Origin of the sequence: Pantoea sp. 1B4, assembly GCF_016925765.1 — a bacterium.
Classification (GTDB): domain Bacteria; phylum Pseudomonadota; class Gammaproteobacteria; order Enterobacterales; family Enterobacteriaceae; genus Pantoea; species Pantoea agglomerans.
The window spans coordinates 3362900-3388967 of sequence record NZ_JAEUWZ010000001.1 but is presented as its reverse complement, the minus strand read 5'-3'; the positions used below and the strand labels follow the sequence as shown (position 1 = coordinate 3388967).

Here is a 26068-nt window from a genome sequence, read left to right as displayed (position 1 = left end):
CTCCTAAGCACGCCCTGATTCTGGTAACCCATACATTTTAAGGTTTTTATTACCATGAATCAGACGCTACTTTCTGAATTTGGCACGCCTGAACAGCGTGTAGAACGTGCTATCGCCGCCCTGCGTGAGGGACGCGGTGTGATGGTACTCGACGATGAAAATCGCGAAAACGAAGGCGACATGATCTTCGCCGCAGAAACCATGACCGTTGAACAGATGGCACTGACTATCCGTCACGGTAGCGGCATCGTCTGCCTTTGCCTGACCGAAGCGCGTCGCCAGCAGCTCGATCTGCCAATGATGGTGGAAAACAATACCAGCTCTTTCGGCACTGGCTTCACCGTGACCATTGAGGCCGCAGAAGGCGTCACCACGGGCGTCTCCGCGCAGGATCGTATCACCACCATCCGCGCCGCCATTGCCGACAATGCCAGACCCACCGATCTGCATCGCCCTGGTCATGTCTTCCCGCTGCGTGCCAGCGAAGGCGGCGTATTAACCCGTGGCGGGCATACCGAAGCGACTATTGATTTAGTCACCCTGGCCGGCTTTAAGCCCGCAGGTGTGCTGTGCGAACTGACCAACGACGATGGCACCATGGCTCATGCGCCAGAAGCGATTGCGTTCGCCGGTCAGCACAACATGCCGGTGGTGACCATTGAAGATCTGATCGCCTGGCGTCGCGCGCACGAAACACGCCACGCCAGCTAATCTGGCTGCTGCGATAAACAGGCCCCTCCCGGGCCTGTTTATCGTCCTGACACCCGGAATGGCGCGGCCTGACAGCTGACTTCTCCTCTCTCCTTCATGCCGAAAACCCTGTTAAACCTGCCACGTTAAATTTCATTCAAATTTCCTGATGATCACCATCATGGTTATCCGCGTGATAAAGCAGCGGATGCGCGTATCGTAATGGCTATCAAATACTCGATCCCGGGGATCACGAATTAGCCAGTTACGAATGCCAGCGCTGTTTTTGGGTCACGGCAGCCCGATGAATGCCCTTGAAGAGAATCGCTATACCGCCGCGTGGCGTCACCTGGGCGATACTCTGCCACGTCCACGCGCGATTATTGCGGTTTCTGCGCACTGGTATACGCGCGGCACCGCCGTGACGGCAATGACACAGCCTGAGACCATTCATGATTTTGGGGGCTTTCCGCAGGCGCTGTTTGATACGCGCTATCCGGCACCGGGATCGCCTGAACTGGCGCAGCAGCTGGTGGAGCAGTTAGCGCCCGTTGCGGTGACGCTGGATCACGAGTGGGGACTGGATCATGGTTCCTGGGGTGTGCTGATCAAGATGTATCCGGAGGCCGATATTCCGGTGGTCCAGCTAAGCATTGATGGCACCAAACCTGCGGCATGGCACTTTGAGATGGGCCAGAAACTGGCTGCACTGCGCGATCAGGGTGTGATGATTGTCGCCAGCGGCAACGTGGTACATAACCTGCGTAAAGTGCGCTGGGATGGCAACAGCGAAGTTTATCCATGGGCCAGCAGTTTTGAACAGTTTGTCCGCGATAACCTGGCGGTGCAGAGCGATGCTGCTTCTCATCCGCTGGTTAACTTTATGGATCATCCTGGTGCGGCGCTTTCTAATCCGACACCTGAGCACTATCTGCCGCTGCTCTATGTACTTGGCGCACGTCAGCCGGATGACGCCATCAGCATTCCGGTTGATGGCATGGAGATGGGGGCGATCAGCATGTTGTCGGTTCAGGTAGGTTAGGGAAGTCAGAAGAAAACAGGCCAGAAGCTGGCCTGTTATTATCGCGGTGCATTAACCGATAAAAGCGTGCGGATAGAAACGGGAAAGATCCTGCGTGATCAGGTCGCGATCTTCCCGCAGGCCGATACCGGCCGGTTGATCGTCAATCAGCCAGCTGCCGATCAGCGTATAGCTGTCGCCAAACTTAGGCAGCGGATGGAACTGCTGGACGATCATTCCCTCTTCGCCATAGGGTCCATCGACGCGGGCGATCTCCTGACCATTTTCCACGATGCGAATGTTGGCACCTTCACGTGAAAATAGCGGCTTCACCACATATTTGTCCATGTGCGGCACGTCATCTTCCGCGAACCAGGCGGGCAGCAGGTTAGGGTGATTCGGAAACATCTCCCACAGCAGCGGCAGCAAGGCTTTATTCGAGATAATGCTTTTCCAGGCCGGTTCCAGCCAGCGCACGCCAGCATCGCCCAGCTTGGTGGAGAACATCTCACGCAGCATGAATTCCCACGGATAGAGCTTGAACAGGTTGCTAATCACCTGATCCTGGGCGTCGGTAAATTCCCCTTTTTCGCCCAGTCCGATTTCATCCATGTAGAGAAACTCACTCGGCAGTCCCGCTTCGGTGGCGCAATCCTGAAGATATTGCACGGTGCCGCGATCTTCGTCGGTGTCACGGCAGCAGGCGAAGTGCAGCCAGTTGAAGCCGTGCTGCTGATGTAACGCGGCGAAGCGTTCAATCAGCTTTTCCTGCAGGCTATTAAACTGATCGCTGCCTGCGGGGGAGCTGACCGGCGTTAAGCTGGTCTTCCAGCCACAGCCACTGGAAAAATGCCGCTTCATACAGCGAGGTCGGCGTATCGGCATTGTTCTCCAGTAGCTTTACATCGCCTTTGCCATCCCAGGCGAGATCCAGACGAGAGTAAAGCGAAGGCTGACGCTGATGCCATGAATCGCGCACAAAGTCCCAGGTGTGTTTAGGAATGCGGAATTTAGCCAGCAGCGCTTCGCTGTTAACCACTTTTTCCACCACCTGCAGGCACATTTGATGTAATTCAGCGGTCACCTCTTCCAGATGCTCGATTTGCGCCAGCGTGAACTGATAATAAGCATCTTCACACCAGTAGGGTTCACCATGCATGGTGTGAAAACGAAAACCGAACTCGGTGGCTTTTTCGCGCCAGCCTGGGCGCTCTGAAATGGCAATGCGTTCCATCGGGGCGTTAGCCTCCCATTGAGCGGCTGGAAGTGCCGCTGGCGCTGCTACGCTGCATGCTGTTCTGCTTCGCGACGGTTTCACCAAAGCCACCACGGGTAATGGTGGAGGTGGTAGCCGGTTTTGGTGCCAGCGCCGTTTTCGGCACGGTCATGCTTTTGCCGGATGTTGCTGCACCATAATTACGGCCTGATGCATCAACAAACTGACCATTGGCCGGGCTGCGGGCATTTTTCGGTGAGAAGAGCGGTTGCTGTGCAAAGCCCGAACCACCGCCCATCATGCGACCCATCATGTAACCTGCCATCAGTGGCATCCAGAAGCTGCCGCCACTCTGCTGCGATTCGGCATTAGTGGTGCCCACGCCCGCCTGAGCCGGTGTCTGCTGACACTGGTTTTCACCAAATTCAGCGACACAATCTTCACGCGTGGCATATTTTGGCGCGGTGCGTTCCGCCTCTTTTTTTGGCTTCATTGAATGCGGTAGTACATTGCGCACTCTGGCCCGGATTGGCTTTTGAACAGTCATCGGCATTCTGGTACATCGAAACTGTTTCGTCGTTCTGTTCACAACCAGCCAGCATAAATACCGCCGAAACGGCGATAGCAACGGGCGTTAAATGGCGTGCCTGCCAGCTCTTGCGAAAAGCGGCATAGCGAATAGATTTTGTGCGTTTCATTATGATTATCCTGTGCCCAAAGGTAGCGCATAGAATAGGGGATGGGGGGGTAAAATTGAAGCTGGAGGCCTGATACAACAGGGATCTTTACTTAGTTATACGTTCAACAGAGAGACGGGCCGCAAAGCAGCCCGCCCGCTCATTAATTACCGAAAGGATTACCGCTGCTGTGGCGAGCCGCAGGACGTGCTGCCTCAGAAGAGCCGGTTGCTGCCGGACCGCTATCCACGCGCGCGGTCTGCTGTGCATTTTCCGGTGCTACCGTTTCCGGTGAGGTCGGGATCTCTTTACCCAGCTGGCTGTTCAGTTTCTGCAGGCTCTGCTCATTGAGCGTACCCAGCGCATAGCTGATATTCAGCTGGTTAATCAGATAGCTATAGCGCGCATCAGAGAGCTGCTGCTTAGCGTTGTAGAGCACGGTGGTTGCATCCAGCACATCAACGATAGTACGCGTACCAACCTGATAGCCCGCTTCTGACGCATCCAGAGAGCTTTGCGCAGAGACCACGGCCTGTTTATAAGCGTTGATGCTGCTGATAGAAGCATTCACGTTGTTAAACGATGAGCGGACTGTCTGAACCGCAGAGCGGTGCGCGCTTTCCAGTGATTCACTGGCGCTGACGAAGCTGTACTGCGCCTGTTTCACCTGAGAGGTGACGCTGCCGCCGCTATAGAGTGGCAGTGAGAAGCTCAGACCCACCTGGTTAGAACCGGTAATGGAGTCAGTAGACCCCTGGCTCTGGTTCGCACGGCTGCCGCCATATTTGCTGTTCGACATGCCGGTAGAGGCCGTCAGACCCAGCGTCGGCATGTGACCAGCTTCAGCTGAGCGGATCTGCTCACGGGCTAAATCCTGGTTCAGACGCGCAGAGAGCAGCGACAGGTTACGGCTTTCCGCCTGCTTAAGCAGCGCGCTGACCGGTTCGGGCTTATCGGTTCTGAAGCGATCAATGCTCAGCGACGCCAGCGACATGTAGTCCATGCCGGTGATCTGACGCAGCGTTTCCACGTTGTTATCGAGGTTATTACGCGCGGTCACTTCGTTAGCCAGCACGCTGTCATATTGCGCACGGGCGTTCTGTACGTCAGTAATGGCAACCAGGCCAACGTTAAAGCGCTGGGTGGTTTGATCCAGCTCGCGATAGATCGACTGTTTCTGCGCTTCGGTGTAAGAAAGGGTATCAATCGCTTTCAGCACGTTGAAGTAGGCGGTCGCGGTGTTCAGAATCAGATCCTGCTGCGCCACCTGATAGGTCACATCCTGGATACCGGCAGCTTTTTCCTGCAGGGTCAGTGCGCGCCATTTCGACATGTCGAAAATAGTCTGGGTTAATTGCAGCGAGCCGCTGGTCGTGTTGGAATGGAGACCGCTACTGTCGCGATAGCCGTTGTTATAGGTGTAGTCTGCACCCAGGCCGAGCTGGGGTAATAATGGGCTACGCGCTTCGTTGATTTTCTCAAAGGCAGAATCGCGATCGGCAGCGGCGCTGCGCAGATCCGGGTTGCTCAGACGTGCTTGTTGATAAACCTGAAGCAGGTCTTCGGCCTGGCTGGCGAAGCTGAAACCGCCCAGGCTCAGCCCAATAAAAAATGGGAGCAGTTTTTTCATTTGCATTCCTTTTGTTGCAGCAAATTGCAGTGGGTGCGCTGCCGGGTAAGCCAAAAAATTATCGCCGATTCTAGCAGAGGGCAACTGTGAGATAAGTTGGCTGAACGTGCCTTCTCCCCCCTAATTTACGTAAATAATTCAGAAAGAACCACTTACATGGAGCACGGTTACAGGCTTTTTTCGCTCCACCTCAATCTGCATAAGGAACCCGATGATGCCGGAAGAAAAAAAATCCCCTGTGACTTTCACAAAAAACGATGTAGAAATTATTGCACGCGAAACCGTCTATGATGGTTTTTTTTCCGTCGTACGTTATCGCTTCCGCCACCGCCAGTTTAACGGCGAAATGAGTGGGGAAGTACAGCGCGAAGTTTTTGAGCGCGGACATGCCGCCGTGCTGCTACCTTATGATCCCTTACGCGATGAAGTGGTGCTGATTGAACAGATCCGCATCCCGGCTTATGACAGCAGTGTTTCGCCCTGGCTGCTGGAGATGGTCGCCGGCATTATTGAGCCCGGTGAATCTGTTGAGCAGGTCGTGCGCCGTGAAGCCGTTGAAGAAGCAGGATTAGAGGTCGGCCGGATTAAGCCCATGCTTAACTATCTGGCCAGCCCTGGCGGCACCAGCGAACGTCTGTCGGTGCTGATTGGGGAAGTGGATGCCAGCCAGGCAGAGGGATGCCATGGTCTGGAGGAAGAGAATGAGGATATTCTTGTCCATGTGGTGAGCCGCGAACAGGCTTACCGCTGGGTGGAAGAGGGGATAATTGACAATGCGGCGTCTGTCATCGCCCTGCAATGGCTGGCGTTGCACCATGAGAAACTACGCGAAGAGTGGATACAAAAATGAAACAGCGCTATACCCCTGACTTTCCCGAAATGATGCGGCTCTGCGAAACCAATTTCGCCCAGTTACGCCGCCTGCTGCCGCGTAACGATGAGGCGGGAGAATCGGTGATCTATCAGGTGAGTGGCGCCCGTTATCAGCTGACGATCCAGGAGTCCACACGCTACACCACGCTGGTGGAGATCCGCCAGGTCGCGCCTGCCGTGAGTTACTGGAGTCTGCCCTCGATGTCGGTAAGGCTCTATCACGATGCGATGGTCGCCGAAGTGTGTTCAACTCAACAGATCTATCGTTTCAAAGCGCGCTATGATTATCCTAATAAAAAATTGCATCAGCGCGATGAAAAACATCAGATAAACCAGTTTCTCGCAGACTGGCTGCGCTACTGCCTGGCACATGGTGCGATGGCAGTTCCGGTCTGCTGATGCGTATAATGCAGTAAATGGCGTGGAGACGAAGGAAACGCTTTGGATAGCCTGCTAACTCTTCCTGCAGCGAACGGTTCCGAAATCAGGATTTTGCAAATCACGGATACCCACCTGTTCGCGGGAAAACATGAATCGCTGCTTGGGGTGAACACCTGGTCGAGCTATAAAGCGGTGCTGGATGCGATTATTGCGCAACATCGCGATTACGACCTGATTATCGCCACCGGCGATCTCGCCCAGGATCACTCTATCGAAGCCTATCAGCATTTTGCTGAGGGCATCTCACGTTTGCCGCGGCCCTGCGTCTGGCTGCCCGGTAATCACGATTTTCAGCCCGCGATGTTCGACACGCTGGCAGCCGCTCATATCAATGCCCACAAGCAGGTGCTGGTGGGTGAGCAGTGGCAGATTGTGTTGCTGGACAGCCAGGTCTCGGGTGTGCCGCACGGGATGCTGAGCGATTATCAGCTGGAGTGGCTCGATAACGCGCTGGCCCGCTATCCGCAACGTCATACGCTGGTCCTGCTGCACCACCATCCGCTGGCCTCTGGCTGTACCTGGCTCGATCAGCACAGCCTGCGCAACTCACATCAGCTCGATGCGGTGTTACAGCATTACCCGTTAGCCCGGACGCTGGTCTGTGGTCATATTCACCAGGAGCTGGATGTTGAGTGGCACGGTCGTCGTGTGCTGGCCACCCCTTCAACCTGCGTTCAGTTCAAACCGCACTGCACCAGCTTTACGATCGACACCGTGGCACCAGGCTGGCGCTGGTTCACGCTGTATCCGGATGGCGGCCTTGAGACCGAGGTTAACCGGCTCGACACCGACGCTTTTCGTCCCGATTTAGACTCAGAAGGATACTGACGCGTGGCGGCATTACTCTATCTGCACGGTTTTAACAGCTCGCCGCAGTCGGCTAAGGCGACGCAGTTCCGGCAATGGTTAGAGGCGCAGCATCCGGAGATCGAAATGATTGTGCCCCAGCTGCCGACGTTTCCGGCCGATGCCGCCGCAATGCTGGAAGATCTGGTACTGAGCCGCAGTGGCGAAACGCTGGGGCTGGTGGGCTCGTCGCTGGGCGGTTATTACGCCACCTGGCTGTCGCAATGCTTTATGCTGCCTGCTGTGGTCGTCAATCCCGCGGTACGGCCTTTTGAGCTGCTGGCGGATTTCCTGGGCGAAAATCAGAATCCCTACACCGGCCAGCAATATGTGTTAGAGTCACGCCACATTTACGATCTGAAAGTAATGCAGATTGAACCGCTGGAAGCGCCCGATTTACTCTGGCTGCTGCAACAGACCGGCGATGAAGTTCTCGATTACCGTCAGGCGCTCGACTATTACAGCGCGTGCCGTCACACGGTAGAAGAGGGCGGAAATCATGCATTTACTGGATTCGAGCGCCATTTCCCGCAGATTCTGGACTTTCTCGGTCTGAATCATCCCTGAGTAATGCGGAAATCGCACCCCATTTCACCCTTCTAATCAGACATTTACGATGAGTCAATCTAACTATAACGCGGATGCCATTGAGGTCCTGACTGGCCTTGAGCCTGTTCGCCGTCGCCCGGGGATGTACACCGATACGACGCGACCCAACCATTTGGGTCAGGAAGTGATTGATAACAGCGTCGATGAGGCGCTGGGCGGCCACGCGAAGCGGGTTGAAGTGATTCTGCACGCTGACCAGTCGCTGGAAGTTATTGATGATGGTCGCGGCATGCCGGTGGATATTCACCCGGAAGAGGGCGTGCCTGCCGTCGAGCTGATCCTGTGTCGTCTGCACGCGGGCGGCAAGTTCTCCAATAAAAACTATCAGTTCTCGGGCGGCCTGCACGGCGTCGGTATCTCGGTGGTTAACGCCCTGTCAAAACGCGTCGAAGTCACGGTGCGCCGTAATGGCGAAATCTATGACATGGCGTTTGAGAACGGCGACAAAGTCCAGGATCTCACGGTTACCGGCACGGTGGCTAAACGCAACACCGGCACGCGCGTCCATTTCTGGCCCGATGAAAGCTTCTTCGACAGCCCACGTTTTTCGGTGTCACGCTTATCACATCTGCTGAAAGCCAAAGCGGTGCTCTGTCCTGGCGTTGAGATTGTCTTTAAAGACAAGCTGAACAATACCGAACAGACCTGGTGCTACGAAGATGGCCTGACTGACTACCTGTGCGAAGCGGTGAATGGCTTACCGACGCTGCCGGAAAAACCGTTTGTCGGCAGCTTTGCTGGCGATGTGGAAGCGGTTGACTGGGCGCTGTTGTGGCTGCCGGAGGGCGGCGAGCTGTTAACTGAAAGCTACGTTAACCTGATCCCGACCATGCAAGGCGGGACTCACGTCAACGGCCTGCGTCAGGGGCTGCTGGATGCGATGCGCGAGTTCTGCGAATATCGCAATATTCTGCCGCGTGGCGTGAAGCTTTCCGCTGAAGATATCTGGGATCGCTGCGCCTATGTGCTGTCGGTGAAGATGCAGGATCCGCAGTTCGCCGGGCAGACCAAAGAGCGCCTCTCTTCACGTCAGTGCGCAGCCTTTGTCTCTGGCGTGGTAAAAGATGCCTTCAGCCTGTGGCTGAACCAGAATATCCAGATCGCAGAGCAGCTGGCTGAGCTGGCGATCTCCAGCGCCCAGCGACGTATGCGGGCAGCCAAAAAAGTGGTGCGTAAAAAAGCTCACCAGCGGTCCGGCTCTGCCGGGCAAACTGGCAGACTGCACCGCGCAGGATCTGAATAAAACAGAACTGTTCCTGGTCGAAGGGGACTCGGCAGGCGGCTCGGCCAAGCAGGCGCGCGATCGTGAATATCAGGCGATCATGCCGCTTAAGGGCAAGATCCTGAACACCTGGGAAGTCTCTTCCGATGAGGTGCTGGCGTCGCAGGAAGTGCATGATATTTCCGTGGCGATCGGCATCGATCCCGACAGCGAAGATCTTTCACAGCTGCGCTACGGCAAGATCTGCATTCTGGCGGATGCGGACTCGGATGGTCTGCACATCGCCACGCTGCTGTGTGCCCTGTTCGTGAAACATTTCCGTTCACTGGTCAGAAACGGACACGTCTACGTTGCCATGCCGCCGCTCTACCGTATCGATCTCGGTAAAGAGGTCTACTACGCGCTGGATGAAGATGAGAAAGAGGGCGTGCTGGAGCAGCTGAAACGCAAAAAAGGGCAAACCTAACGTTCAGCGCTTTAAAGGGCTGGGTGAGATGAATCCCTTGCAGCTGCGCGAAACGACGCTGGATCCGAATACCCGCCGTCTGGTACAGCTGACCATCAGTGAAGAGGATATCGACCAGACGCTGCGCATGATGGATATGCTGCTGGCGAAGAAACGTTCCGAAGACCGGCGTAACTGGTTGCAGGAAAAAGGCGACAAGGCCGATATCGAAGTGTAAAAAAAACAGGACGCGAAAGCGTCCTGTTCTCTTTGTGCTTCAGCCAGCACATCCCCAGAGAACCCGGCAGATTCAGAGCAGAGACAGTAACCCTTGTGAAAATTACCCTGGAAGAGCTACGCGCCTGGGTGGCGGTGGTGGACAGCGGTTCTATTACCGCGGCGGCATCCCAGCTGGCGCAGACCAGTTCGGGCATCAGCCGGGCGTTGTCCCGGCTGGAGAGCAAGCTGCAGACCACCCTGCTGCATCGCACCACCCGACGGCTGGCGCTGACCGAAGAGGGACAGGTTTTTCTGGAGCATGCGCGACAGATCCTGGCCTCGGTTGAGCAGGCCGAAGAGCAGATAGCCCTGCGGCGCGAGATGCCGTCAGGGCGGCTGCGGGTAAACGCCGCCACCCCTTTTATGCTGCATGTGATTGTGCCGCTGGTGGACGATTTCCGCGCCCGCTATCCCCTGATCCAGCTTGAACTGAATACTGACGATATCCTGATCGATCTGCTGGAGCAGCAAACGGATATTGCCATTCGCATCGGCGAACTGCGCGACTCTACGCTGCGCGCCCGGATGCTTGGCAGCAGTGCGATCCGGCTGATGGCCAGTCCGGCCTATCTGGCGAAAGCGGGCACCCCGCAGAGCGTGGCCGATCTCGCGCAGCATCAAATCATCGGCTTCAGCCATCTTGAGGCGCACAACGTCTGGCCGATCTGGCAGCCTGATGGCGATTTCATGCGCATTAAGCCCACAATCTCTGCCTCCAGCGGCGAAACCATCCGGCAACTGGCGCTGGCAGGACAGGGGATCGCACGCCTCTCCGACTTTGTTAGCCGGGAAGATTGCGCGGCAGGACGACTGGTGCCGGTTCTCCCCGCTGAAACCCGCGAGCTGCGGTTGCCGGTGCATGCGGTCTATTACCGTAACACCACGCTCTCTTCGCGCATCGGCTGCTTTCTGGATTTTCTCCGCACCGAGATTGATCGGCGTCAGCTGCTATGATCTCTCCTGCCATAATAAAAAACCCCTGTCATAGGGCAGGGGTTTGGAGATGCTGGCAAGTCTGGCCGGATTCGCTGTGAGATTGTGCTTGCACAGGGAACACGGTCAGATCGGAAAGGCGCTCAAGCCAGTCCCTGGTCGCTCTACCCGCGCCATCCCTGGCGCGGGACGCTTTCCTCTTCTGACCGTGTTCCCTTCGCGTTGAGCTAATTCATTGCTGCCAGAGGCACTCAGGTTTGAGGTTGTCAGCAGCCTGACCCCGTTTACCGAAAAAGGGGTTAAGCCTTCAGCACGAATCAGGCGCTGGGTTCCAGCACCAGAATCTTCACATCCACCACATCATCTTTAATGATGGCGCGATGCGCATCCATGTGCGGCATCTGCTGATGCTGCTCCAGATGACGCAGCGTTTCCCACTGTTCCAGCATAAAAATGGAGTCCGGCGAGTTCTGCTTCCACGGCACCTGCGCCTGATGGTCCAGCAGCGCGTCATACTGATGGCAGCCTTCTTCTTCTAAAACCAGCGGGATCAGTTTTTTCACCGCATCCAGCACGGCCTGACGGCGACCGGGTTTGACACAAATTTCAGCAACGACTGTTAACATTCGCGAATTCCTCTTTCGTGAGAAAATAGGGGGTATCCCCCAGCCATCTTACGCAAAAACGCGACTAAGATGGGTCCGATAAGCGGCAATATCGCGTGGCACGTCCGGCGCTTTAATTACATCGTTGCAGATAAAGGTCGGCAGCGCTTCCATGCCCAGGAACTGGTTAGCTTTGTGGAAGTGCAGATAAAGACCGTCGACGCCGACGCCTTCAAAGAACTGCTCCGGATCGGTAAAGGCTTGCAGCGGCGCGTTCCAGGTCAGTGACAGCATATATTTTTTGCCCTGCAGCAGACCGCCGGAACCATATTTCTTCGCCGCATCAGAACGGGTACGGCCATCACTGGCGTAGAGCGAGCCGTGGCCTTCGGTAAAGACTTCATCGATATAACGCTTTACGGTCCACGGCTCGCCCATCCACCAGCCAGGCATCTGATAAATCACCACATCGCTATCGACATATTTCTGCACTTCATCGGCGACCACATAGTCGCTGTCAGCCAGGGTCACAGACACCTCATGCCCCATGTCACGCAACTGGCTGGCCGCAACGTCGGTCAGCGTGTGGTTCAGTTCGCCTTTAGAGTGGGCAAAGGTTTTGCCGCCATCGATAATTAAAATCTTGCTCATGAATAGTTTGCCTCATTTCCTGAATATGGCGCTTAGCTTACGCGCGCTACGGTCGCAGAAAAATGGGAGGTTGATCACAACACTTTTGCTGTGGAAGCAACAATGCGCCGGTTTATGGCACCATCGGCAGGCAAACTCACGATGAAAACAATTAAAGAAAAACGCAAAATGAAAAAAATTGTCCTCTCTTTGCTGCTCGCCACCGGTGCTGTCCAGGCACAATCTCATCTCGACACCATCCTCAGTTCTAAAACGCTTAAGGTCTGCACCACCGGGGATTACAAGCCTTACAGCTACCTGCGACCCGATGGTCAGTATGAAGGGCTGGATATCAGCATGGCGAACGCGCTGGCTACCTCGCTCGGCGCGAAAGTGGAGTGGGTGCCAACCAGCTGGAAAAACCTGATGCCCGATTTTCTGGCAAAGCAGTGTGATATCGCCGTCGGCGGCGTCTCCGTCACGCTGAAACGCCAGCAGACCGCCTGGTTCGCCCGGCCGCTGGATGTGGATGGCAAAATCCCGCTGGTGCGCTGCAGCGATAAAGATCGCTTCCAGACCATCGAACAGCTCAACCGGCCTGACGTGCGGCTGATTGAACCGGCAGGCGGCACCAACGAAGCCTTTGTGCACAGCCACCTGCCAAAGGCCTCACTGACGCTGTTCCACGATAACGTCACCATCTTCCGGCAACTGGTGGACAACAAGGCGGATGTGATGATCACCGATGCCTCTGAAGCGCGTTTTCAGCAGCAACATTACCCGACGCTCTGCGCGATCGATCCCGACAAACCGCTGCAGTATGGCGAGAAGGCTTACATGATTCCGCGTGACGATATCAGCTGGAAGCTCTATGTCGATCAGTGGCTGCATCTCAGCACCGCCACTGGCGAATATCGTGACATTGCCCGCCAGTGGATGGGTGCAAAGCCCTGAGCCACTTCCACAGACAGGTCAGACACTTGCCGGTCTGAATCCGGCGTGCCTCCGGCACATGAAATCGCGCGGCGGGACGCCTGCTCTCCCGCGCTTCCCCTGTGACTAACACCAGCGAATAAGGTACTATCCTCGCCAAACCACCGCCGGGTGTCCCGCCGTTGTGGGCCACGATGTGAGGATGAGAAATTAATGAGTGAACTGACTCAGGATGGTGCAGAGCGTCTTGCCCTGCACACATTCACCGAGAATGCGTACTTAAACTATTCGATGTACGTCATCATGGACCGCGCCCTGCCTTACATTGGCGACGGATTAAAGCCGGTTCAGCGACGTATCGTCTACGCCATGTCCGAACTGGGACTGAGCGCCAGCGCAAAATTCAAAAAATCGGCGCGTACCGTAGGTGACGTGCTGGGTAAATACCATCCGCACGGCGACAGCGCCTGTTATGAAGCGATGGTGCTGATGGCGCAGCCGTTCTCCTACCGTTATCCGCTGGTCGATGGCCAGGGTAACTGGGGTGCACCGGATGATCCCAAGTCATTCGCGGCGATGCGTTACACCGAATCCCGCCTGTCGAAATATGCCGAGCTGCTGCTGGGTGAGCTGGGTCAGGGGACGGTCGATTATCAGCCGAACTTTGATGGCACGCTGCAGGAGCCGAAGATGTTACCGGCGCGCCTGCCCAATATTCTGCTGAACGGCACCACCGGGATTGCCGTGGGTATGGCGACCGATATTCCGCCGCACAACCTGCGCGAAGTGGCTCAGGCCGCCATCGCACTGATCGACTCGCCGAAAACCACGCTGGAACAGCTGCTGGATATTGTCCAGGGGCCTGATTATCCTACAGAGGCGGAGATCATCACGCCGCGTGACGAGATCCGCAAAATCTATCAGACCGGTCGCGGCTCGATTCGCCAGCGTGCAGTCTGGAAGAAGGAAGAGGGCGAGGCGGTGATTACCGCGCTGCCGCATCAGGTGTCGGGCGCGCGCGTGCTGGAGCAGATTGCGAACCAGATGCGCAATAAAAAACTGCCGATGGTGGAGGATCTGCGTGATGAATCGGATCACGAAAACCCGACCCGCCTGGTGATCGTTCCGCGCTCCAACCGCGTCGATCTCGATCAGGTGATGAACCATCTGTTCGCCACCACCGATCTGGAAAAGAGCTACCGCGTTAATCTCAACATGATCGGGCTGGATAACCGCCCGGCGGTGAAAAATCTGCATGAGATCCTGACCGAATGGCTGGTGTTTCGCCGCGATACGGTCAAACGTCGTCTGAATCACCGCCTGGATCGCGTGCTGCGCCGCCTGCATATCCTGGAAGGTTTGCTGGTTGCGTTCCTGAACATCGATGAAGTGATCGAGATCATCCGTACTGAGGATGAGCCTAAGCCGGTCCTGATGTCACGCTTTGGCATCAGCGAAACCCAGGCCGAGTCGATCCTCGAACTGAAGTTGCGCCACCTGGCAAAACTGGAAGAGATGAAGATCCGTGGCGAGCAGGCGGAGCTGGAAAAAGAGCGCGATCAGCTGCAGACCACGCTGGCCTCTGAACGCAAGATGAATACCCTGCTGAAAAAAGAGTTACAGGCTGACAGCGCCAGCTACGGCGACGATCGTCGCTCGCCGCTGCGTGAGCGTGAAGAAGCCAAAGCCCTGAGCGAAACCGAGCTGGTGCCGTCTGAACCGGTGACCATTGTGCTGTCGCAGATGGGCTGGGTGCGTAGCGCCAAAGGCCACGATATCGATCCAGCCGGACTCAGCTACAAAGCCGGCGACAGCTATCTGGCTGCGGCACGCGGCAAGAGCAATCAGCCGGTGGCCTTTATCGACTCCACCGGCCGCAGCTACACTCTGGATCCGACGTCGCTGCCTTCAGCGCGCGGGCAGGGCGAGCCGCTGACCGGCAAGCTGACGCCACCGCCGGGTGCGGTAGTTGAACAGGTGCTGATGGAGCCAGATGATCAGCGCCTGCTGATGGCCTCTGATGCGGGTTACGGCTTTATCTGTACCTTCAGCGATCTGGTGTCGCGCAACCGGGCCGGTAAAGCGCTGCTGACGCTGCCGGAAAACGCCCGCGTGATGACGCCGATGGCCGTCCATCATGAAGATGACATGCTGCTGGCGATCACCCAGGCGGGACGGATGCTGATGTTCCCGGTCGGGGAGCTGCCGCAGATGTCGAAAGGCAAGGGCAACAAAATCATCTCGATTCCATCCGCGGAAGCGGCCGCTGGTCAGGACAAACTGGCCTGGCTGATGATTTTACCGCCGGGCAGCGCTATCACGCTGCACGTAGGCAAGCGTAAAATGCTGCTGCGCAGTGAAGAGCTACAAAAATTCCGCGCCGATCGCGGACGTCGCGGCACGCTGTTACCGCGCGGCCTGCAAAAAATTGATCGTGTTGAACTGGATGCGCCTGCGCGTCCGGCGAGCCCGGATAGCGAAGCGTAAACTACCCGGCTGACACCGCGTCAGCCGTGGCTCAATGAGGGAACTATGTTACTGATTCTGCGTGCCATTATTGTCGTCATCTATTCGATCTTAGTCTGTATATTTGGCTGTATCTGGTGTCTGTTTTCACCGCGTAATCCGCGTCATGTCGCCACATTTGGCCATCTGTTAGGCAAACTGTCGACGGTATTTGGCCTTAAAGTAGAACTGCGCAGACCGGAAGGTGCTGAGAATTATGGTAATGCGATCTACATCGCGAACCATCAGAACAACTACGACATGGTCACCGCGGCTAAAATGGTGCAGCCCTGTACGGTGACGGTGGGCAAGAAGAGCCTGTTGTGGGTGCCGTTTTTTGGCCTGCTCTACTGGCTGACCGGTAACCTGCTGATTGATCGCGATGACCGTGCAAAAGCACGCGGCACGATCGGTCAGCTGGTAGATGAGTTTAACAGTAAGCGCATCTCCATCTGGATGTTCCCGGAAGGAACGCGCAGCCGTGGTCGTGGCCTGCTGCCGTTTAAAACCGGTGCCTTTCACGCCGCTGTGGCGGCGGGTGTGCCGATCATTCCGATTGTGGTCTCCAACACACATGGCAAGATCAACCTCAATCGCTGGAAAAACGGGCTGGTGATCGTTGAGATGCTGCCACCGATTGATGTAAAGGCTTTCGAGTCGTCGTCGGTGCGTAAGCTGGCGACCCACTGTCGCGAACTGATGGCGGCAAAGCTGGAAGAGCTGAACGCCGAAGTCGCAGAACGCGAAAAAAACGGAAATATCTGACCGGCGAACCATTCGCCGAACTATCCTGCAGGGATGCCGCACGGCGGGGCACGTCCGCCCGCCGTGAACGCAGCACAGCAAAAACAGATCAATAAAAACAGGGTCGGCGCTTAGCGCCACGCGTAAAGGGTCAGAAGTTTTATGTCTTTCAGCAGACGTCAGTTCATCCAGCTTTCTGCCGGAGCGGCGCTTAGCGCCAGTGTACTACCTCATGCGGCGCGTGCCGCTTCTTCAGCTAATGGCGACACGCCACTTCCGGTTCCGCCGTTGCTGGAATCCCGTCGCGGCCAGCCGCTGTTCCTGACAATGCAGCGCAGCCACTGGTCTTTTAATGGCGACAACAACAAAGTGCCGGTGTGGGGCATTAATGGCCTCTATCTTGGCCCGACCGTCCGGGTTTACAGCGGCGATGACGTTAAGCTGATCTACAGCAACCGTCTGAACGAGCCGGTCTCCATGACTATCAGCGGCCTGCAGTTGCCGGGTGCGCTGATGGGTGGCGCGCCGCGTATGATGTCAGCCGGTGTCGACTGGTCGCCGGTGCTGCCGATTCGTCAGGCGGCCTCAACCTGCTGGTATCACGCCAACACGCCGAACCGCATGGCTCCGCACATCTATAACGGACTGGCCGGGATGTGGCTGGTGGAAGATGATATTGGCAGGCAGCTGCCGTTGCCGAAGCATTACGGCGTCGATGACTTCCCGATTATCATTCAGGACAAGCGGCTCGATAACTTTGCCACGCCGGTCTATGACCCGCCGCAGGATGGTGGTTTCCTGGGTGACACGCTGCTGGTGAATGGCGTACGCAATCCGTTTGTGGAAGTATCACGCGGCTGGGTGCGTCTGCGTCTGCTGAACGCCTCGAATGCGCGCCGCTATGAGATGGTGCTCAGCGACAATCGCCCGTTTATGGTCATCGCCAGCGATCAGGGCTATCTGCCTGCGCCGGTGGCGGTGCAGCGCCTGTCACTGGCGCCAGGCGAACGCCGCGAAGTGCTGGTGGATATGTCGCAGGGCGATGAAGTGTCGATTACCGCAGGTACGGCGGCGGGCATTATGGATCGGCTGCGCGGCTTCTTTGAGCCATCCTCCATTCTGACGTCAACCCTGATCCTGACGCTGCGGCCAACCGGCTTGCTGCCGCTGGTGACGGATAATCTGCCGATGCGGCTGCTGGCCGATCAGATTCTGGATGGCGTGGCGGTTCGCACCCGTGAATTCCGCATCGGTGACAGCATGCCGGGCATTAACGGCGCGATCTGGGATATGAGCCGCATTGACACCACGGCACAGCAGGGCACCTTTGAGCGCTGGATCCTGCATGCTGACCGGCCACAGTCGCTGCATATCCAGGGCGTGATGTTCCTGATTAAAAGTGTGAATGGTGCGCAGCCGATGGGCGAAGATCGTGGCTGGAAAGATACGGTGTGGGTGGATGGCAGCGTGGAACTGATGGTCACTTTCCCGCAAAGTTCGTCAGATCACTTCCCGTTCGTCTACTACAGTCAGACACTGGAACTGGCCGACCGCGGTACTGCCGGTCAGCTGGTGGTGCAGCCCAGCGCATAACAGCGCGGTCAGGCAGGGAGAGCCCGCCTGACCGCGTTAATCGTTAGCTGCCCCAGCCGCAGGGCAGATAAGGTGAGCTCACCTGGTGACGCCCAGCCTTAGTTAAAGGTTTCCGGATCCGGCCCCAGACGATTGCCGCTGTCCAGCTTCGCAATATCGCTCACTTCATGCTTGTCCAGACGGAAGTCGAACACCTTAAAGTTCTCTTCAATGCGGGCTGGTGTCACCGACTTCGGAATCACCACCAGGCCGCTATCCAGATGCCAGCGGATTACGATCTGTGCCGGCGTCTTGCCATATTTCTTCGCCAGCGACTTGATGATCTCCTGATCGAAGACCCCTTTGCCGCCCTGCGCCAGCGGACTCCAGGATTCTGTCTGGATCTGATGCAGTGCGTTCCACGCATGCAGCGTGCGCTGCTGTAGCATCGGGTGCAGCTCAATCTGGTTCACCACCGGCGTGACACCGGTTTCATCCAGCAGTCGCTTCAGATGCGCCTCATGGAAGTTACAGACGCCGATACTTTTAGTCAGCCCCTGCTGCTGCAATTCAATCATCTTCTTCCAGGCATCGACATAATTGTCTTTTTCCGGGCACGGCCAGTGCATCAGATAGAGATCAACCTGCTCCAGTTTCAGTTTCTCCAGGCTGGTTTCCATCGCCTGCTGAACGTTCTGCTGATCGTCGTTCCAGAGTTTGGTGGTCACGAAAATCTCTTCTCGCGGCACGTCAGTTTCCTGCAGTGCCTGGCCAATCGCCTCTTCATTCTTATAGGCGGCGGCGGTATCGATTGAGCGATAGCCGACCTCCAGCGCTTTCAGCACCGCATGACGTGCATCTTCAATGCTGGCCTGCCACACACCGAGTCCGAGTTGCGGCATCATATTGCCATCGCGCAGTTTGATAATGGGTTGGTCTGCCATAGTTGCTCCTTTCCGTTGCGGTTAATCCGTGAGATTTCACTGTGCTTAAGTCTAGCCAACAATTCTCAGCCTGCTTAGCTGAGGCAACAACAGTGGTTCTGCCGCCATGCCCGATCCGGTAAATTTCTTGCCTGATTCTCCAGGCTGCTGGTGATTCAGGCATTCGCACGGCACACTGGCTTTTTTGCCCGTAAAAGGAGTCGCTATGGCGCACGATGCCCTGTGTCACCGGCTGGCGCAGCAGGTCGTCACATTAATGACCCATGGTCACGACCGTCTTTGTCCGGTCGAAAATGTGTCGCTGATTTACGCTAATCAATATCGTCCCCGTACGCCGATGATGTATCAGCCCGGCATTGTGATCCTGTTTCAAGGCAGCAAAACCGGCTATCTCGGCAGCACGGTGTTTCAGTATGACGCCAGCAAGTACCTGATGCTCACGGTGCCGCTGCCGGTGGAGTGCGAAACCTGGGCCTCGCCAGAGATGCCGATTGCCGGGCTGTGTCTTAATGTCGATACCGCCAGCCTGCAGGATCTGCTGATTGAAATCGGCGATGACGATCAGTTCCAGCCGCAGCCGCAGACCTCAGGGATCCACTCGGCGTGGCTGACGGAACCGATGCTGTGTGCCGCTGAGCGGCTGCTTGATGTGATGACCCAGCCACGCGATGCGCGGGTGCTGGGGCCGCACATCGTGCGGGAGATTATCTACTACGTGCTGACTGGCCCGATTGGTGGTGCGCTGCTCTCACTGGTGAGCCGACAGACGCAATTCAGCCTGATCGCGCGTGCCCTGCGACGGATTGAGAATCACTATGCGGAAAACCTCAGCGTCGATGCGCTGGCGGCGGAAGTAAACATGAGCGTTTCAGCCTTTCACCATAACTTTAAAGCGGTTACGCAGACGTCGCCCCTGCAGTATCTCAAGCGATATCGCCTGCATCAGGCGCGATTACTGATGCTGCACGATGGACTGAAAGCGAGTGCGGCGGCGGTGCGGGTTGGCTATGAAAGTCCCTCACAGTTTTCGCGGGAATTTAAGCGCTATTTTGGCGTGACGCCAGGGGAAGAGGTGAATCGTGTGCGGCAGACGGTAGCGGATCCGTCCGCCTGAGTGGCGGCGGATCCTGATGCTACGCGCTGACGTCAGGCCTGTTTCTGCCGACGCTTTTTCCAGATAACCAGAATGCTGCCAAACAGCCCGAGAAACAGCAACACCATCGGCAGTATCATCAGGATCGCCATCACCTGATCTTCATGACGCTTGATGAACGGCACCTGGCTGATGCCATAGCCAAACGTCACGACGATGCCAACCCACAGCACGCCGCTGAGCCAGTTGAACAGCTGGAAGCGACCATTCTGCAAGCCCGCAATGCCCGCCATGGTTGGCAGGATCGTCCGGATGAAAGCCAGAAAACGGCCGACCAGCAGCGCCATCAGGCCGTGACGGTTAAACATATTCCACGCGCGCTGGTGATACTGCGCGGGCAGATGCATCAGCCAGCTCTTCACCAGCCGGGTATTCCCCAGCCAGCGACCCTGCAGATAGCTCAGCCAGCAGCCCAGGCTGGCGGCGGTGGTGAGGATCACCATCGTCGGCACAAAATCCATCACCCCTTTTGCCACCATCGCACCCGCCAGCAGCAGCAGGCTGTCGCCCGGCAGGAAAGAGGCGGGTAACAGCCCATTTTCCAGAAACAGCGTCAGGAACATCACGCCGTACACCACCCACACCACATCCGGATTTGCCAGCGCGGCAAAATCCTGATGCCAGAGCGCGTGGACAATCTCGTGTAAAACACCCATTTGCTATTCCATCACGTCACAAGGAACTATCCGTCTGCATTCAGGCAATCGGTCGCGGCGCTGCGCAATAAATGCAGCGACCTCACTGATGACCTGAACGGTCTGGGATAAATTTTAACAATAAATGAGCAGCAGCCCGGCAAACTCTGCGGGTGGCCGCTACCCGGTTCATCTTCTGTTTAGCGTCTGTTTATCTTTTGCCTGAGTTTATTAACGCGTCAGGCGCGCAAAACCGGCGTCCAGGTCAGCCAGCAGATCGTCAACGTGCTCCAGACCAATATGCAGTCGCACCAGCGTACCGGTGAAATCGACTCCACCCGCCGGACGAATCGCGGCCAGCTCTTCCGGCTGATTCGCCAGGATCAGCGATTCATAGCCGCCCCAGGAGTACGCCATGCTGAAATGATGGAAGTGATCGAGATATTCCGCCAGCTGGGGCGCGCTGAGTCTTTCCTGCAGGATAAAAGAGAACAGGCCGCTGCTGCCGTTAAAATCACGCTGCCAGAACTGATGACCTTTGCTCTGCGCCAGCGCCGGGTGATTAACCCGCGCCACTTCGGGACGCGCTGCCAGCCACTCTGCCACCTGAATCGCGCTCTCTTCATGCTGACGCAGACGGGTGCCCAGCGTGCGCAGACCCCGACTCGCCATGTAGGCGGTATCGGCATCGACCATCTGACCCATCAGATAGGAGTTCTCGCGCAGCTGATCGATACAGCGCGCATTGGCGACCGCCGTGCCGATCATCGCATCGCTGTGACCAATCAGATATTTGGTGCCCGCCTGAATCGAAATATCGATGCCGTGCGCCAGCGCATCAAATAAAATACCGGCCGCCCAGGTGTTGTCGATCATAATGATCGCCTCGGGCGCTTTGGCGCGAACCGCCGCCACAATCGCCGGAATATCCTGAACTTCCATCGTGATAGAGGCAGGCGATTCCAGGAAAACGACCCGGGTATTGGGCTGCACCAGCTCACCGATTTCACTGCCGATGCAGTGATCGAACCAGCCCGTTGAAACCTGCAGCTTAGTCAGGATTTTAGTACAGAAATCCTGGGTCGGTTCATAGACTGCGCCACTCATCAGCACGTGGTCGCCCGCCTCGACAAACGCCAGAATCGCGTTCGCCACGGCAGCCGCGCCGCAGGGGTAGAGCACACAGCCTGCGCCGCCTTCCAGCTCCGTCATCGCATCCTGCAGCGCAAAGTGCGTCAGGGTGCCACGACGGCCATAAAAGAGCTCGCCTTTTGCCCGACCGGCAGTGGCGCGTTTCTTCTCCGCGACCGTATCAAAAACCAGCGAGGAGGCCCGTTGAATCACACTGTTCACCGAGCCCTGGGTATAACGCTTGCTGCGTCCTGCACTGACGAGCGTGGTATCAATTTTTCTGGTGGTCATGAGTCGCCTTTGCCGCTTCTGACTAAGCCCTCACGTTACCACGAAACGACCAGCAGGGTTGAGACTCAATGGTGATTATCAGAGTGCTTCGCAGGATGAAAATCGGGTCCGCTACCGGACCCGATTTTGCCGACGCTACATCACGCCCATCAGGCGCGGTAACCAGAGGGAGATAGCCGGAATATAGGTAATCAGCATCAGCACGATAAACAGCATGCCGTAAAACGGCAGCATGGCTCTGACCACCTGCTCGATTTTCTGCTTACTGACCGCACTGGCGACAAACAGTACCGTACCGACCGGCGGGGTGATCAGGCCGATCCCGAGGTTGGTCAGCATGATCATGCCGAAGTGAACCGGATCGACGCCAAGCGCGGTGGCGACCGGCAACAGCACCGGCGTCAGGATCAGGATCAGCGGTGCCATATCCATCAGCGTTCCCACCACCAGTAGCAGGATGTTGATACACATCAGGATCACATATTTGTTATCAGAGAGGCTGGTGAACGCCTCGGTGATAATCGTCGGCAGTTGCATAAAGGTCATCACCGCGCCGAATCCGGCCGCGAAGGCGATCAGCACCATCACGATGGTGACGGTTTTAATGGTGCGGAACAGCAGGATATGCAGCTGGTTCCATTTAAAGTCGCGATAAATAAACATGGTGACGAAAAAGGCCCAGATACAGGCGATCGCGGCGGACTCCGAGGCGGTAAAGATACCGGAGAGAATGCCACCCATGATGATCACCACGGTAAACAGGCCCCAGAACGCGTCGAAGAAGATTTTCAGCGCCTGACGAAACGGAATACGTTCTCCTTTGGGATAGCCGCGTTTATGGGCAAAACCCAGGCACATTATCATCAGGCAGCCACCCAGCAGCAGGCCGGGAAAGATACCGGCAACAAACAGCGAGGAGATGGTCACCATGCCGCCGGTCGCCAGCGAGTAAATCACCGAGTTGTGGCTGGGTGGCGTCAGCACCGCCTGCACTGAGCCGCTGGCGGTGACGGCGGCGGCGAAATCACGCGGATAGCCTTTCTCCTCCATCTGCGGAATCATCACCGAGCCTATCGAGGCGGTATCCGCCACCGATGAGCCGGAAATCGCGCCAAAGAAGGTGGAAGCGACAATGTTCACCAGCGACAGGCCACCGCGGATAAAGCCGACAAAGATATAGGCGAAGTTGACCAGCCGCCGGGCAATCCCGCCCTCCGCCATAATCGCACCCGCGAGAATAAAGAACGGGATAGTCAGCAGCGAAAATTTGTTAATGCCGTTGGTCACCTGAATCACCACCGCTTCCAGCGGCAGATCAATCCACCAGGCGCCAATAAAGGCGCTCAGCCCCACCGCAAAGGCGACCGGAAAACCCACCATCAGCAACACCAGCAAACTGCCTATCAAGATCAATGCATCCATTTTTCTGCTCCGCGTTAGTGGGTGCCGCCCAGCGTGACAATCGGCCGCTGGCTCTGATCGCCGGTCAGCAATCGCTCAACAACAAACAGCAGGGTGAAGATCGCGCCAATCGGAATCGGCAGATACATCTCGCCGTAAGTTACTGCCGGTAATGAAGCGAGCGTCTGCACCCACATCGCTTCGCACAGGCTGTAACTGGCCTGAAAGATCACCAGACAGGTGATGATCATCAGCAGATCGCTGACGCGCAGCATCAGGCGTTGCCGGGCGGGTGACAGGCGATCGGTGACCATGGAAACGCAGATATGCGTCCCGGCCCGCAGTCCGACCGGTGCGCCAATAAACGTAAAAATGATCATGCAGATAATGGCTACCGGTTCCGGCCAGGAGAGTGCACCGTTCATCACGTAGCGGGCGAAGATCCCGATCGGGATCACCGTCACCATAATCATCAGTGCCACGGCGGCCACCAGCATGCAGAGCAGATAGAGCCCATCCATCAGACGTGTATAAGCAGCCATAATTGATACCTGATTAAGCACGCCACACGGCAGTGTGGCGCGGAAGGGTTATTTCACCTCAGCGATCCGGGTCATCAGATCCTGATATTTGCCGCCAAACTGATCGCGCACCGGCTGGGTCGCTTTGACGAAGTAGTCACGGTCGGTCTGCTGGAAGGTGACGCCACCTGCCTTCATTTTGGCGATCGACTCTTCGGTATAGGTCGCCCAGAGCTGGCGCTCCTCATCCTGCGCCTCTTTGCCGAGCTTCTTCAGCAGCGCCTGATCCTCAGGTTTCAGGCGATCCCAGGCGCGTTTTGAAAACAGGATCATCTCTGGCTGGATAAAGTGGCCGCTGAGGGTGTAGTACTTCGCCACCGGCATATAGTTATGGGCGACAAAGGTCGGTGGGTTGTTCTCGGTGCCATCGACCACACCGGTCTGCATCGCACTGAACACTTCACTGACGCCCATCGCCACCGGATTCGCGCCCATCGCTTTCAGCGTCGCCAGCGAGATGGCGCTGTTCTGCACCCGGATCTTCATGCCTTTCAGATCTTCCGGTTTTGCCAGCGGCTTCTTGGTGATCATGTTGCGCTCACCGGCATCGGTCCAGCCCAGGAACACCATGCGGGCGTTGGGATCTTTATCGAATTTGTCGGCAATTTCGCGACCTATCTCGCCATCCAGCACTTTGTGCATGTGGTCAATGTCGCGGAAAATGTAGGGCAGGGTCAGCACGCTGGTTTCCGGGGCGATCGAGGTGACTGGCGCCAGCGACACACGGATCATGTCGATTGCGCCCAGCTGCACCTGTTGCAGCGTCTGATCTTCGTCCCCCCAGCACGCCACCAGCGAAGAGCTTCATCTCCAGCCGTCCATCGGTGGCCTGTTTGAGTTTGTCGCCCATGTGCTGCAGGGCGACCACGGTCGGATAACCGGCAGGCTGGACTTCAGCCACTTTGATCACCTGTGCCGTGGCGGTGGCGCTCATCATCATCGCCGCCAGGGCACTGGCCAGGCATGTTTTCGTCATTCTCATTATTTTGTCTCCCGCTGAGGTAGGACGGCGTCCGGCGTCGGGGGCTAACCGGAGAGAACCGTGTGGAGCCAGCATAGTGAAAACGCGCGCCAGTAAAATGCGGCAATGCTGATTGAATGAATGCCATCACATTTTGAAACGATGTTTTAATAAATTTTCATGCAACTTCACATTTTCGAAACATCCTTGTCAAAAGTGTTTAAACCTGGTCAATTGCGGGTAAATGGCGGCGATCAGCTTTGTAAATACTAATGAGAACTACTATCAATTCGCCGTCGTTTTGCTATTATTCGCGCTTGTCTCGCATCCCTGAATCAGAAGTTGGAGAAGCAGCGTGGTAGCCAGTGATTTGATGCAAACGGACCTCTCCGTTTGGGGCATGTATCAACATGCCGATATCGTGGTAAAGGTGGTCATGATAGGCCTGTTATTGGCCTCAGTGGTGACCTGGGCGATCTTCTTCGGCAAATATGCCGAACTCAGCGCCGCTAAGCGCCGCCTGAAGCGCGAGCATCTGGCGCTGGGCGAAGCCCGCAATCTGAATGACGCCGCCCGCATTGCCCAGTCGTTTACCGGTCACAGCCACAGTGTGGTGCTGCTGAATGATGCGCAGAATGAGCTTGAACTGTCGGCTGGCGTGGAAGATACCAACGGGATTAAAGATCGCACCAGTTTCCGCCTTGAGCGCCGCGTCGCTGCGTTCAGCCGCCATGCAGGCCGGGGCAATGGCTTCCTGGCGACCATCGGTTCGGTTGCGCCGTTTATCGGCCTGTTCGGCACCGTATGGGGCATCATGAACAGCTTTATCGGCATCGCTAAAACCCAGACAACGAACCTGGCGGTTGTTGCACCGGGTATCGCCGAAGCGCTGCTGGCAACCGCGATTGGCCTGATCGCTGCGATTCCGGCGGTGGTGATCTACAACGTCTTTGCCCGCATGATCGCCAACTACAAAGCCTCGCTGGGTGATGTCGCCGCTCAGGTGATGCTGCTGCAGAGTCGTGATATCGATCTGGGCACCGTCGCCACTGATGTTCCTCGTCCTGCGACGGCTCAGAAACTGCGCTTAGGGTAAGTTC

At 56.6% G+C, this 26068-nt stretch carries 21 protein-coding genes and 4 pseudogenes; 14 read left to right on the top strand and 11 right to left on the bottom strand.

Translation table 11 applies throughout. From position 1 onward, the window contains the following. The first annotated feature begins 54 nt into the window (after positions 1-54). Positions 55-711: a 3,4-dihydroxy-2-butanone-4-phosphate synthase gene (gene ribB / locus JNO11_RS16220; protein ID WP_064689999.1), complete on the top strand. Its 657-nt coding sequence runs from the start codon at positions 55-57 to the stop codon at positions 709-711. A 235-nt stretch (positions 712-946) separates the two neighbouring features. Continuing rightward, the gene (gene ygiD, locus JNO11_RS16215) at positions 947-1732 is read left to right on the top strand and encodes a 4,5-DOPA dioxygenase extradiol (RefSeq protein ID WP_325177681.1); all 786 of its coding nucleotides are present in this window, start codon (positions 947-949) and stop codon (positions 1730-1732) included. Positions 1733-1783: 51 nt separating this feature from the next. Here ygiD and JNO11_RS16210 read toward each other — a convergent pair. From JNO11_RS16210 to tolC, 3 genes and pseudogenes are all read right to left on the bottom strand, one after another. Further along, positions 1784-2945, bottom strand: a pseudogene (locus tag JNO11_RS16210) (glutathionylspermidine synthase family protein). Positions 2946-2952: 7 nt separating this feature from the next. Beyond that, positions 2953-3625 (bottom strand): annotated as a pseudogene (locus JNO11_RS16205) (DUF1190 family protein). Positions 3626-3767: 142 nt separating this feature from the next. Further along, a complete protein-coding gene (gene tolC / locus JNO11_RS16200; RefSeq protein WP_010249035.1) occupies positions 3768-5234 on the bottom strand; it encodes an outer membrane channel protein TolC in 1467 nt (488 codons plus the stop codon). Positions 5235-5448: 214 nt separating this feature from the next. Between tolC and nudF the strand changes: the two genes are divergently transcribed. From nudF to JNO11_RS16170, 6 genes and pseudogenes are all read left to right on the top strand, one after another. Then, positions 5449-6084 carry an ADP-ribose diphosphatase gene (gene nudF, locus JNO11_RS16195; protein WP_033758832.1) on the top strand — a complete coding sequence of 212 codons (636 nt, stop codon included), beginning with the start codon at positions 5449-5451 and terminating at the stop codon, positions 6082-6084. After that, positions 6081-6506 carry a DUF1249 family protein gene (locus JNO11_RS16190; RefSeq protein WP_008925735.1) on the top strand — a complete coding sequence of 142 codons (426 nt, stop codon included), beginning with the start codon at positions 6081-6083 and terminating at the stop codon, positions 6504-6506. Before nudF ends, JNO11_RS16190 begins: the two co-directional genes overlap by 4 nt. A 42-nt stretch (positions 6507-6548) precedes the next feature. Further along, entirely contained in the window at positions 6549-7376 is an 828-nt protein-coding gene (gene cpdA / locus JNO11_RS16185; RefSeq protein ID WP_010671125.1) for a 3',5'-cyclic-AMP phosphodiesterase, read from the top strand. A 3-nt stretch (positions 7377-7379) separates the two neighbouring features. Then, a complete protein-coding gene (gene yqiA / locus JNO11_RS16180) occupies positions 7380-7961 on the top strand; it encodes an esterase YqiA (protein WP_010249032.1) in 582 nt (193 codons plus the stop codon). Positions 7962-8010: 49 nt separating this feature from the next. Continuing rightward, positions 8011-9908 (top strand): annotated as a pseudogene (parE, locus tag JNO11_RS16175) (DNA topoisomerase IV subunit B). A 95-nt stretch (positions 9909-10003) separates the two neighbouring features. Continuing rightward, positions 10004-10903, top strand: a complete 900-nt coding sequence (locus tag JNO11_RS16170; protein ID WP_010671124.1) for a LysR substrate-binding domain-containing protein — start codon at positions 10004-10006, stop codon at positions 10901-10903. Positions 10904-11199: 296 nt separating this feature from the next. On the opposite strand, the gene JNO11_RS16165 is transcribed toward JNO11_RS16170, so the two are convergent. Continuing rightward, positions 11200-11508, bottom strand: coding sequence for a putative quinol monooxygenase (locus JNO11_RS16165; RefSeq protein ID WP_010249029.1), 309 nt, complete (start codon positions 11506-11508; stop codon positions 11200-11202). Between the two features lie 48 nt (positions 11509-11556). After that, positions 11557-12138, bottom strand: coding sequence for an NAD(P)H-dependent oxidoreductase (locus JNO11_RS16160; RefSeq protein WP_010249028.1), 582 nt, complete (start codon positions 12136-12138; stop codon positions 11557-11559). 141 nt (positions 12139-12279) lie between these two features. On the opposite strand from JNO11_RS16160, the gene JNO11_RS16155 reads away from it, so the two are divergent. The 4 genes from JNO11_RS16155 to ftsP all read left to right on the top strand — a co-directional run bounded on the left by JNO11_RS16155 (position 12280) and on the right by ftsP (position 17892). Then, positions 12280-13071: a transporter substrate-binding domain-containing protein gene (locus tag JNO11_RS16155; RefSeq protein ID WP_325177494.1), complete on the top strand. Its 792-nt coding sequence runs from the start codon at positions 12280-12282 to the stop codon at positions 13069-13071. Between the two features lie 192 nt (positions 13072-13263). Then, entirely contained in the window at positions 13264-15537 is a 2274-nt protein-coding gene (gene parC, locus JNO11_RS16150) for a DNA topoisomerase IV subunit A (protein ID WP_325177493.1), read from the top strand. A gap of 45 nt (positions 15538-15582) precedes the next feature. Next, positions 15583-16320, top strand: a complete 738-nt coding sequence (locus JNO11_RS16145; protein ID WP_325177492.1) for a 1-acylglycerol-3-phosphate O-acyltransferase — start codon at positions 15583-15585, stop codon at positions 16318-16320. Between the two features lie 141 nt (positions 16321-16461). Next, positions 16462-17892: a cell division protein FtsP gene (ftsP, locus tag JNO11_RS16140; protein ID WP_010249023.1), complete on the top strand. Its 1431-nt coding sequence runs from the start codon at positions 16462-16464 to the stop codon at positions 17890-17892. Between the two features lie 98 nt (positions 17893-17990). Here the strand turns inward: ftsP and dkgA are convergent, their stop codons facing one another. Continuing rightward, positions 17991-18815, bottom strand: a complete 825-nt coding sequence (gene dkgA / locus JNO11_RS16135) for a 2,5-didehydrogluconate reductase DkgA (protein WP_010249022.1) — start codon at positions 18813-18815, stop codon at positions 17991-17993. Between the two features lie 205 nt (positions 18816-19020). On the opposite strand from dkgA, the gene JNO11_RS16130 reads away from it, so the two are divergent. Further along, positions 19021-19929: an AraC family transcriptional regulator gene (locus JNO11_RS16130; RefSeq protein ID WP_325177491.1), complete on the top strand. Its 909-nt coding sequence runs from the start codon at positions 19021-19023 to the stop codon at positions 19927-19929. Positions 19930-19961: 32 nt separating this feature from the next. Here the strand turns inward: JNO11_RS16130 and JNO11_RS16125 are convergent, their stop codons facing one another. The 5 genes and pseudogenes from JNO11_RS16125 to JNO11_RS16105 all read right to left on the bottom strand — a co-directional run bounded on the left by JNO11_RS16125 (position 19962) and on the right by JNO11_RS16105 (position 24989). Next, the gene (locus JNO11_RS16125) at positions 19962-20624 is read right to left on the bottom strand and encodes a DedA family protein (RefSeq protein ID WP_010249020.1); all 663 of its coding nucleotides are present in this window, start codon (positions 20622-20624) and stop codon (positions 19962-19964) included. A 210-nt stretch (positions 20625-20834) separates the two neighbouring features. Further along, positions 20835-22025: a cystathionine beta-lyase gene (gene metC, locus JNO11_RS16120; RefSeq protein WP_069025384.1), complete on the bottom strand. Its 1191-nt coding sequence runs from the start codon at positions 22023-22025 to the stop codon at positions 20835-20837. Positions 22026-22160: 135 nt separating this feature from the next. Next, a complete protein-coding gene (locus JNO11_RS16115; RefSeq protein ID WP_010671118.1) occupies positions 22161-23447 on the bottom strand; it encodes a TRAP transporter large permease in 1287 nt (428 codons plus the stop codon). A gap of 14 nt (positions 23448-23461) precedes the next feature. Beyond that, the gene (locus tag JNO11_RS16110; protein ID WP_010249016.1) at positions 23462-23968 is read right to left on the bottom strand and encodes a TRAP transporter small permease; all 507 of its coding nucleotides are present in this window, start codon (positions 23966-23968) and stop codon (positions 23462-23464) included. Between the two features lie 48 nt (positions 23969-24016). After that, positions 24017-24989 (bottom strand): annotated as a pseudogene (locus JNO11_RS16105) (TRAP transporter substrate-binding protein). 352 nt (positions 24990-25341) lie between these two features. On the opposite strand from JNO11_RS16105, the gene exbB reads away from it, so the two are divergent. Further along, on the top strand, positions 25342-26064 hold the full coding sequence (exbB, locus tag JNO11_RS16100; protein ID WP_022623877.1) for a tol-pal system-associated acyl-CoA thioesterase: 723 nt from the start codon (positions 25342-25344) through the stop codon (positions 26062-26064). The last annotated feature ends 4 nt before the right edge of the window (positions 26065-26068 follow it).

Coding starts and splice junctions, on each gene's coding strand:
- ribB (WP_064689999.1), top strand. CDS start 55: ATGAATCAGACGCTACTTTCTGAATTTGGCACGCCTGAACAGCGTGTA.
- tolC (WP_010249035.1), bottom strand. CDS start 5,234: ATGAAAAAACTGCTCCCATTTTTTATTGGGCTGAGCCTGGGCGGTTTC.
- nudF (WP_033758832.1), top strand. CDS start 5,449: ATGCCGGAAGAAAAAAAATCCCCTGTGACTTTCACAAAAAACGATGTA.
- JNO11_RS16190 (WP_008925735.1), top strand. CDS start 6,081: ATGAAACAGCGCTATACCCCTGACTTTCCCGAAATGATGCGGCTCTGC.
- JNO11_RS16165 (WP_010249029.1), bottom strand. CDS start 11,508: ATGTTAACAGTCGTTGCTGAAATTTGTGTCAAACCCGGTCGCCGTCAG.
- JNO11_RS16160 (WP_010249028.1), bottom strand. CDS start 12,138: ATGAGCAAGATTTTAATTATCGATGGCGGCAAAACCTTTGCCCACTCT.
- JNO11_RS16155 (WP_325177494.1), top strand. CDS start 12,280: ATGAAAACAATTAAAGAAAAACGCAAAATGAAAAAAATTGTCCTCTCT.
- parC (WP_325177493.1), top strand. CDS start 13,264: ATGAGTGAACTGACTCAGGATGGTGCAGAGCGTCTTGCCCTGCACACA.
- JNO11_RS16145 (WP_325177492.1), top strand. CDS start 15,583: ATGTTACTGATTCTGCGTGCCATTATTGTCGTCATCTATTCGATCTTA.
- ftsP (WP_010249023.1), top strand. CDS start 16,462: ATGTCTTTCAGCAGACGTCAGTTCATCCAGCTTTCTGCCGGAGCGGCG.
- dkgA (WP_010249022.1), bottom strand. CDS start 18,815: ATGGCAGACCAACCCATTATCAAACTGCGCGATGGCAATATGATGCCG.
- JNO11_RS16130 (WP_325177491.1), top strand. CDS start 19,021: ATGGCGCACGATGCCCTGTGTCACCGGCTGGCGCAGCAGGTCGTCACA.
- JNO11_RS16125 (WP_010249020.1), bottom strand. CDS start 20,624: ATGGGTGTTTTACACGAGATTGTCCACGCGCTCTGGCATCAGGATTTT.
- metC (WP_069025384.1), bottom strand. CDS start 22,025: ATGACCACCAGAAAAATTGATACCACGCTCGTCAGTGCAGGACGCAGC.
- JNO11_RS16115 (WP_010671118.1), bottom strand. CDS start 23,447: ATGGATGCATTGATCTTGATAGGCAGTTTGCTGGTGTTGCTGATGGTG.
- JNO11_RS16110 (WP_010249016.1), bottom strand. CDS start 23,968: ATGGCTGCTTATACACGTCTGATGGATGGGCTCTATCTGCTCTGCATG.
- exbB (WP_022623877.1), top strand. CDS start 25,342: ATGCAAACGGACCTCTCCGTTTGGGGCATGTATCAACATGCCGATATC.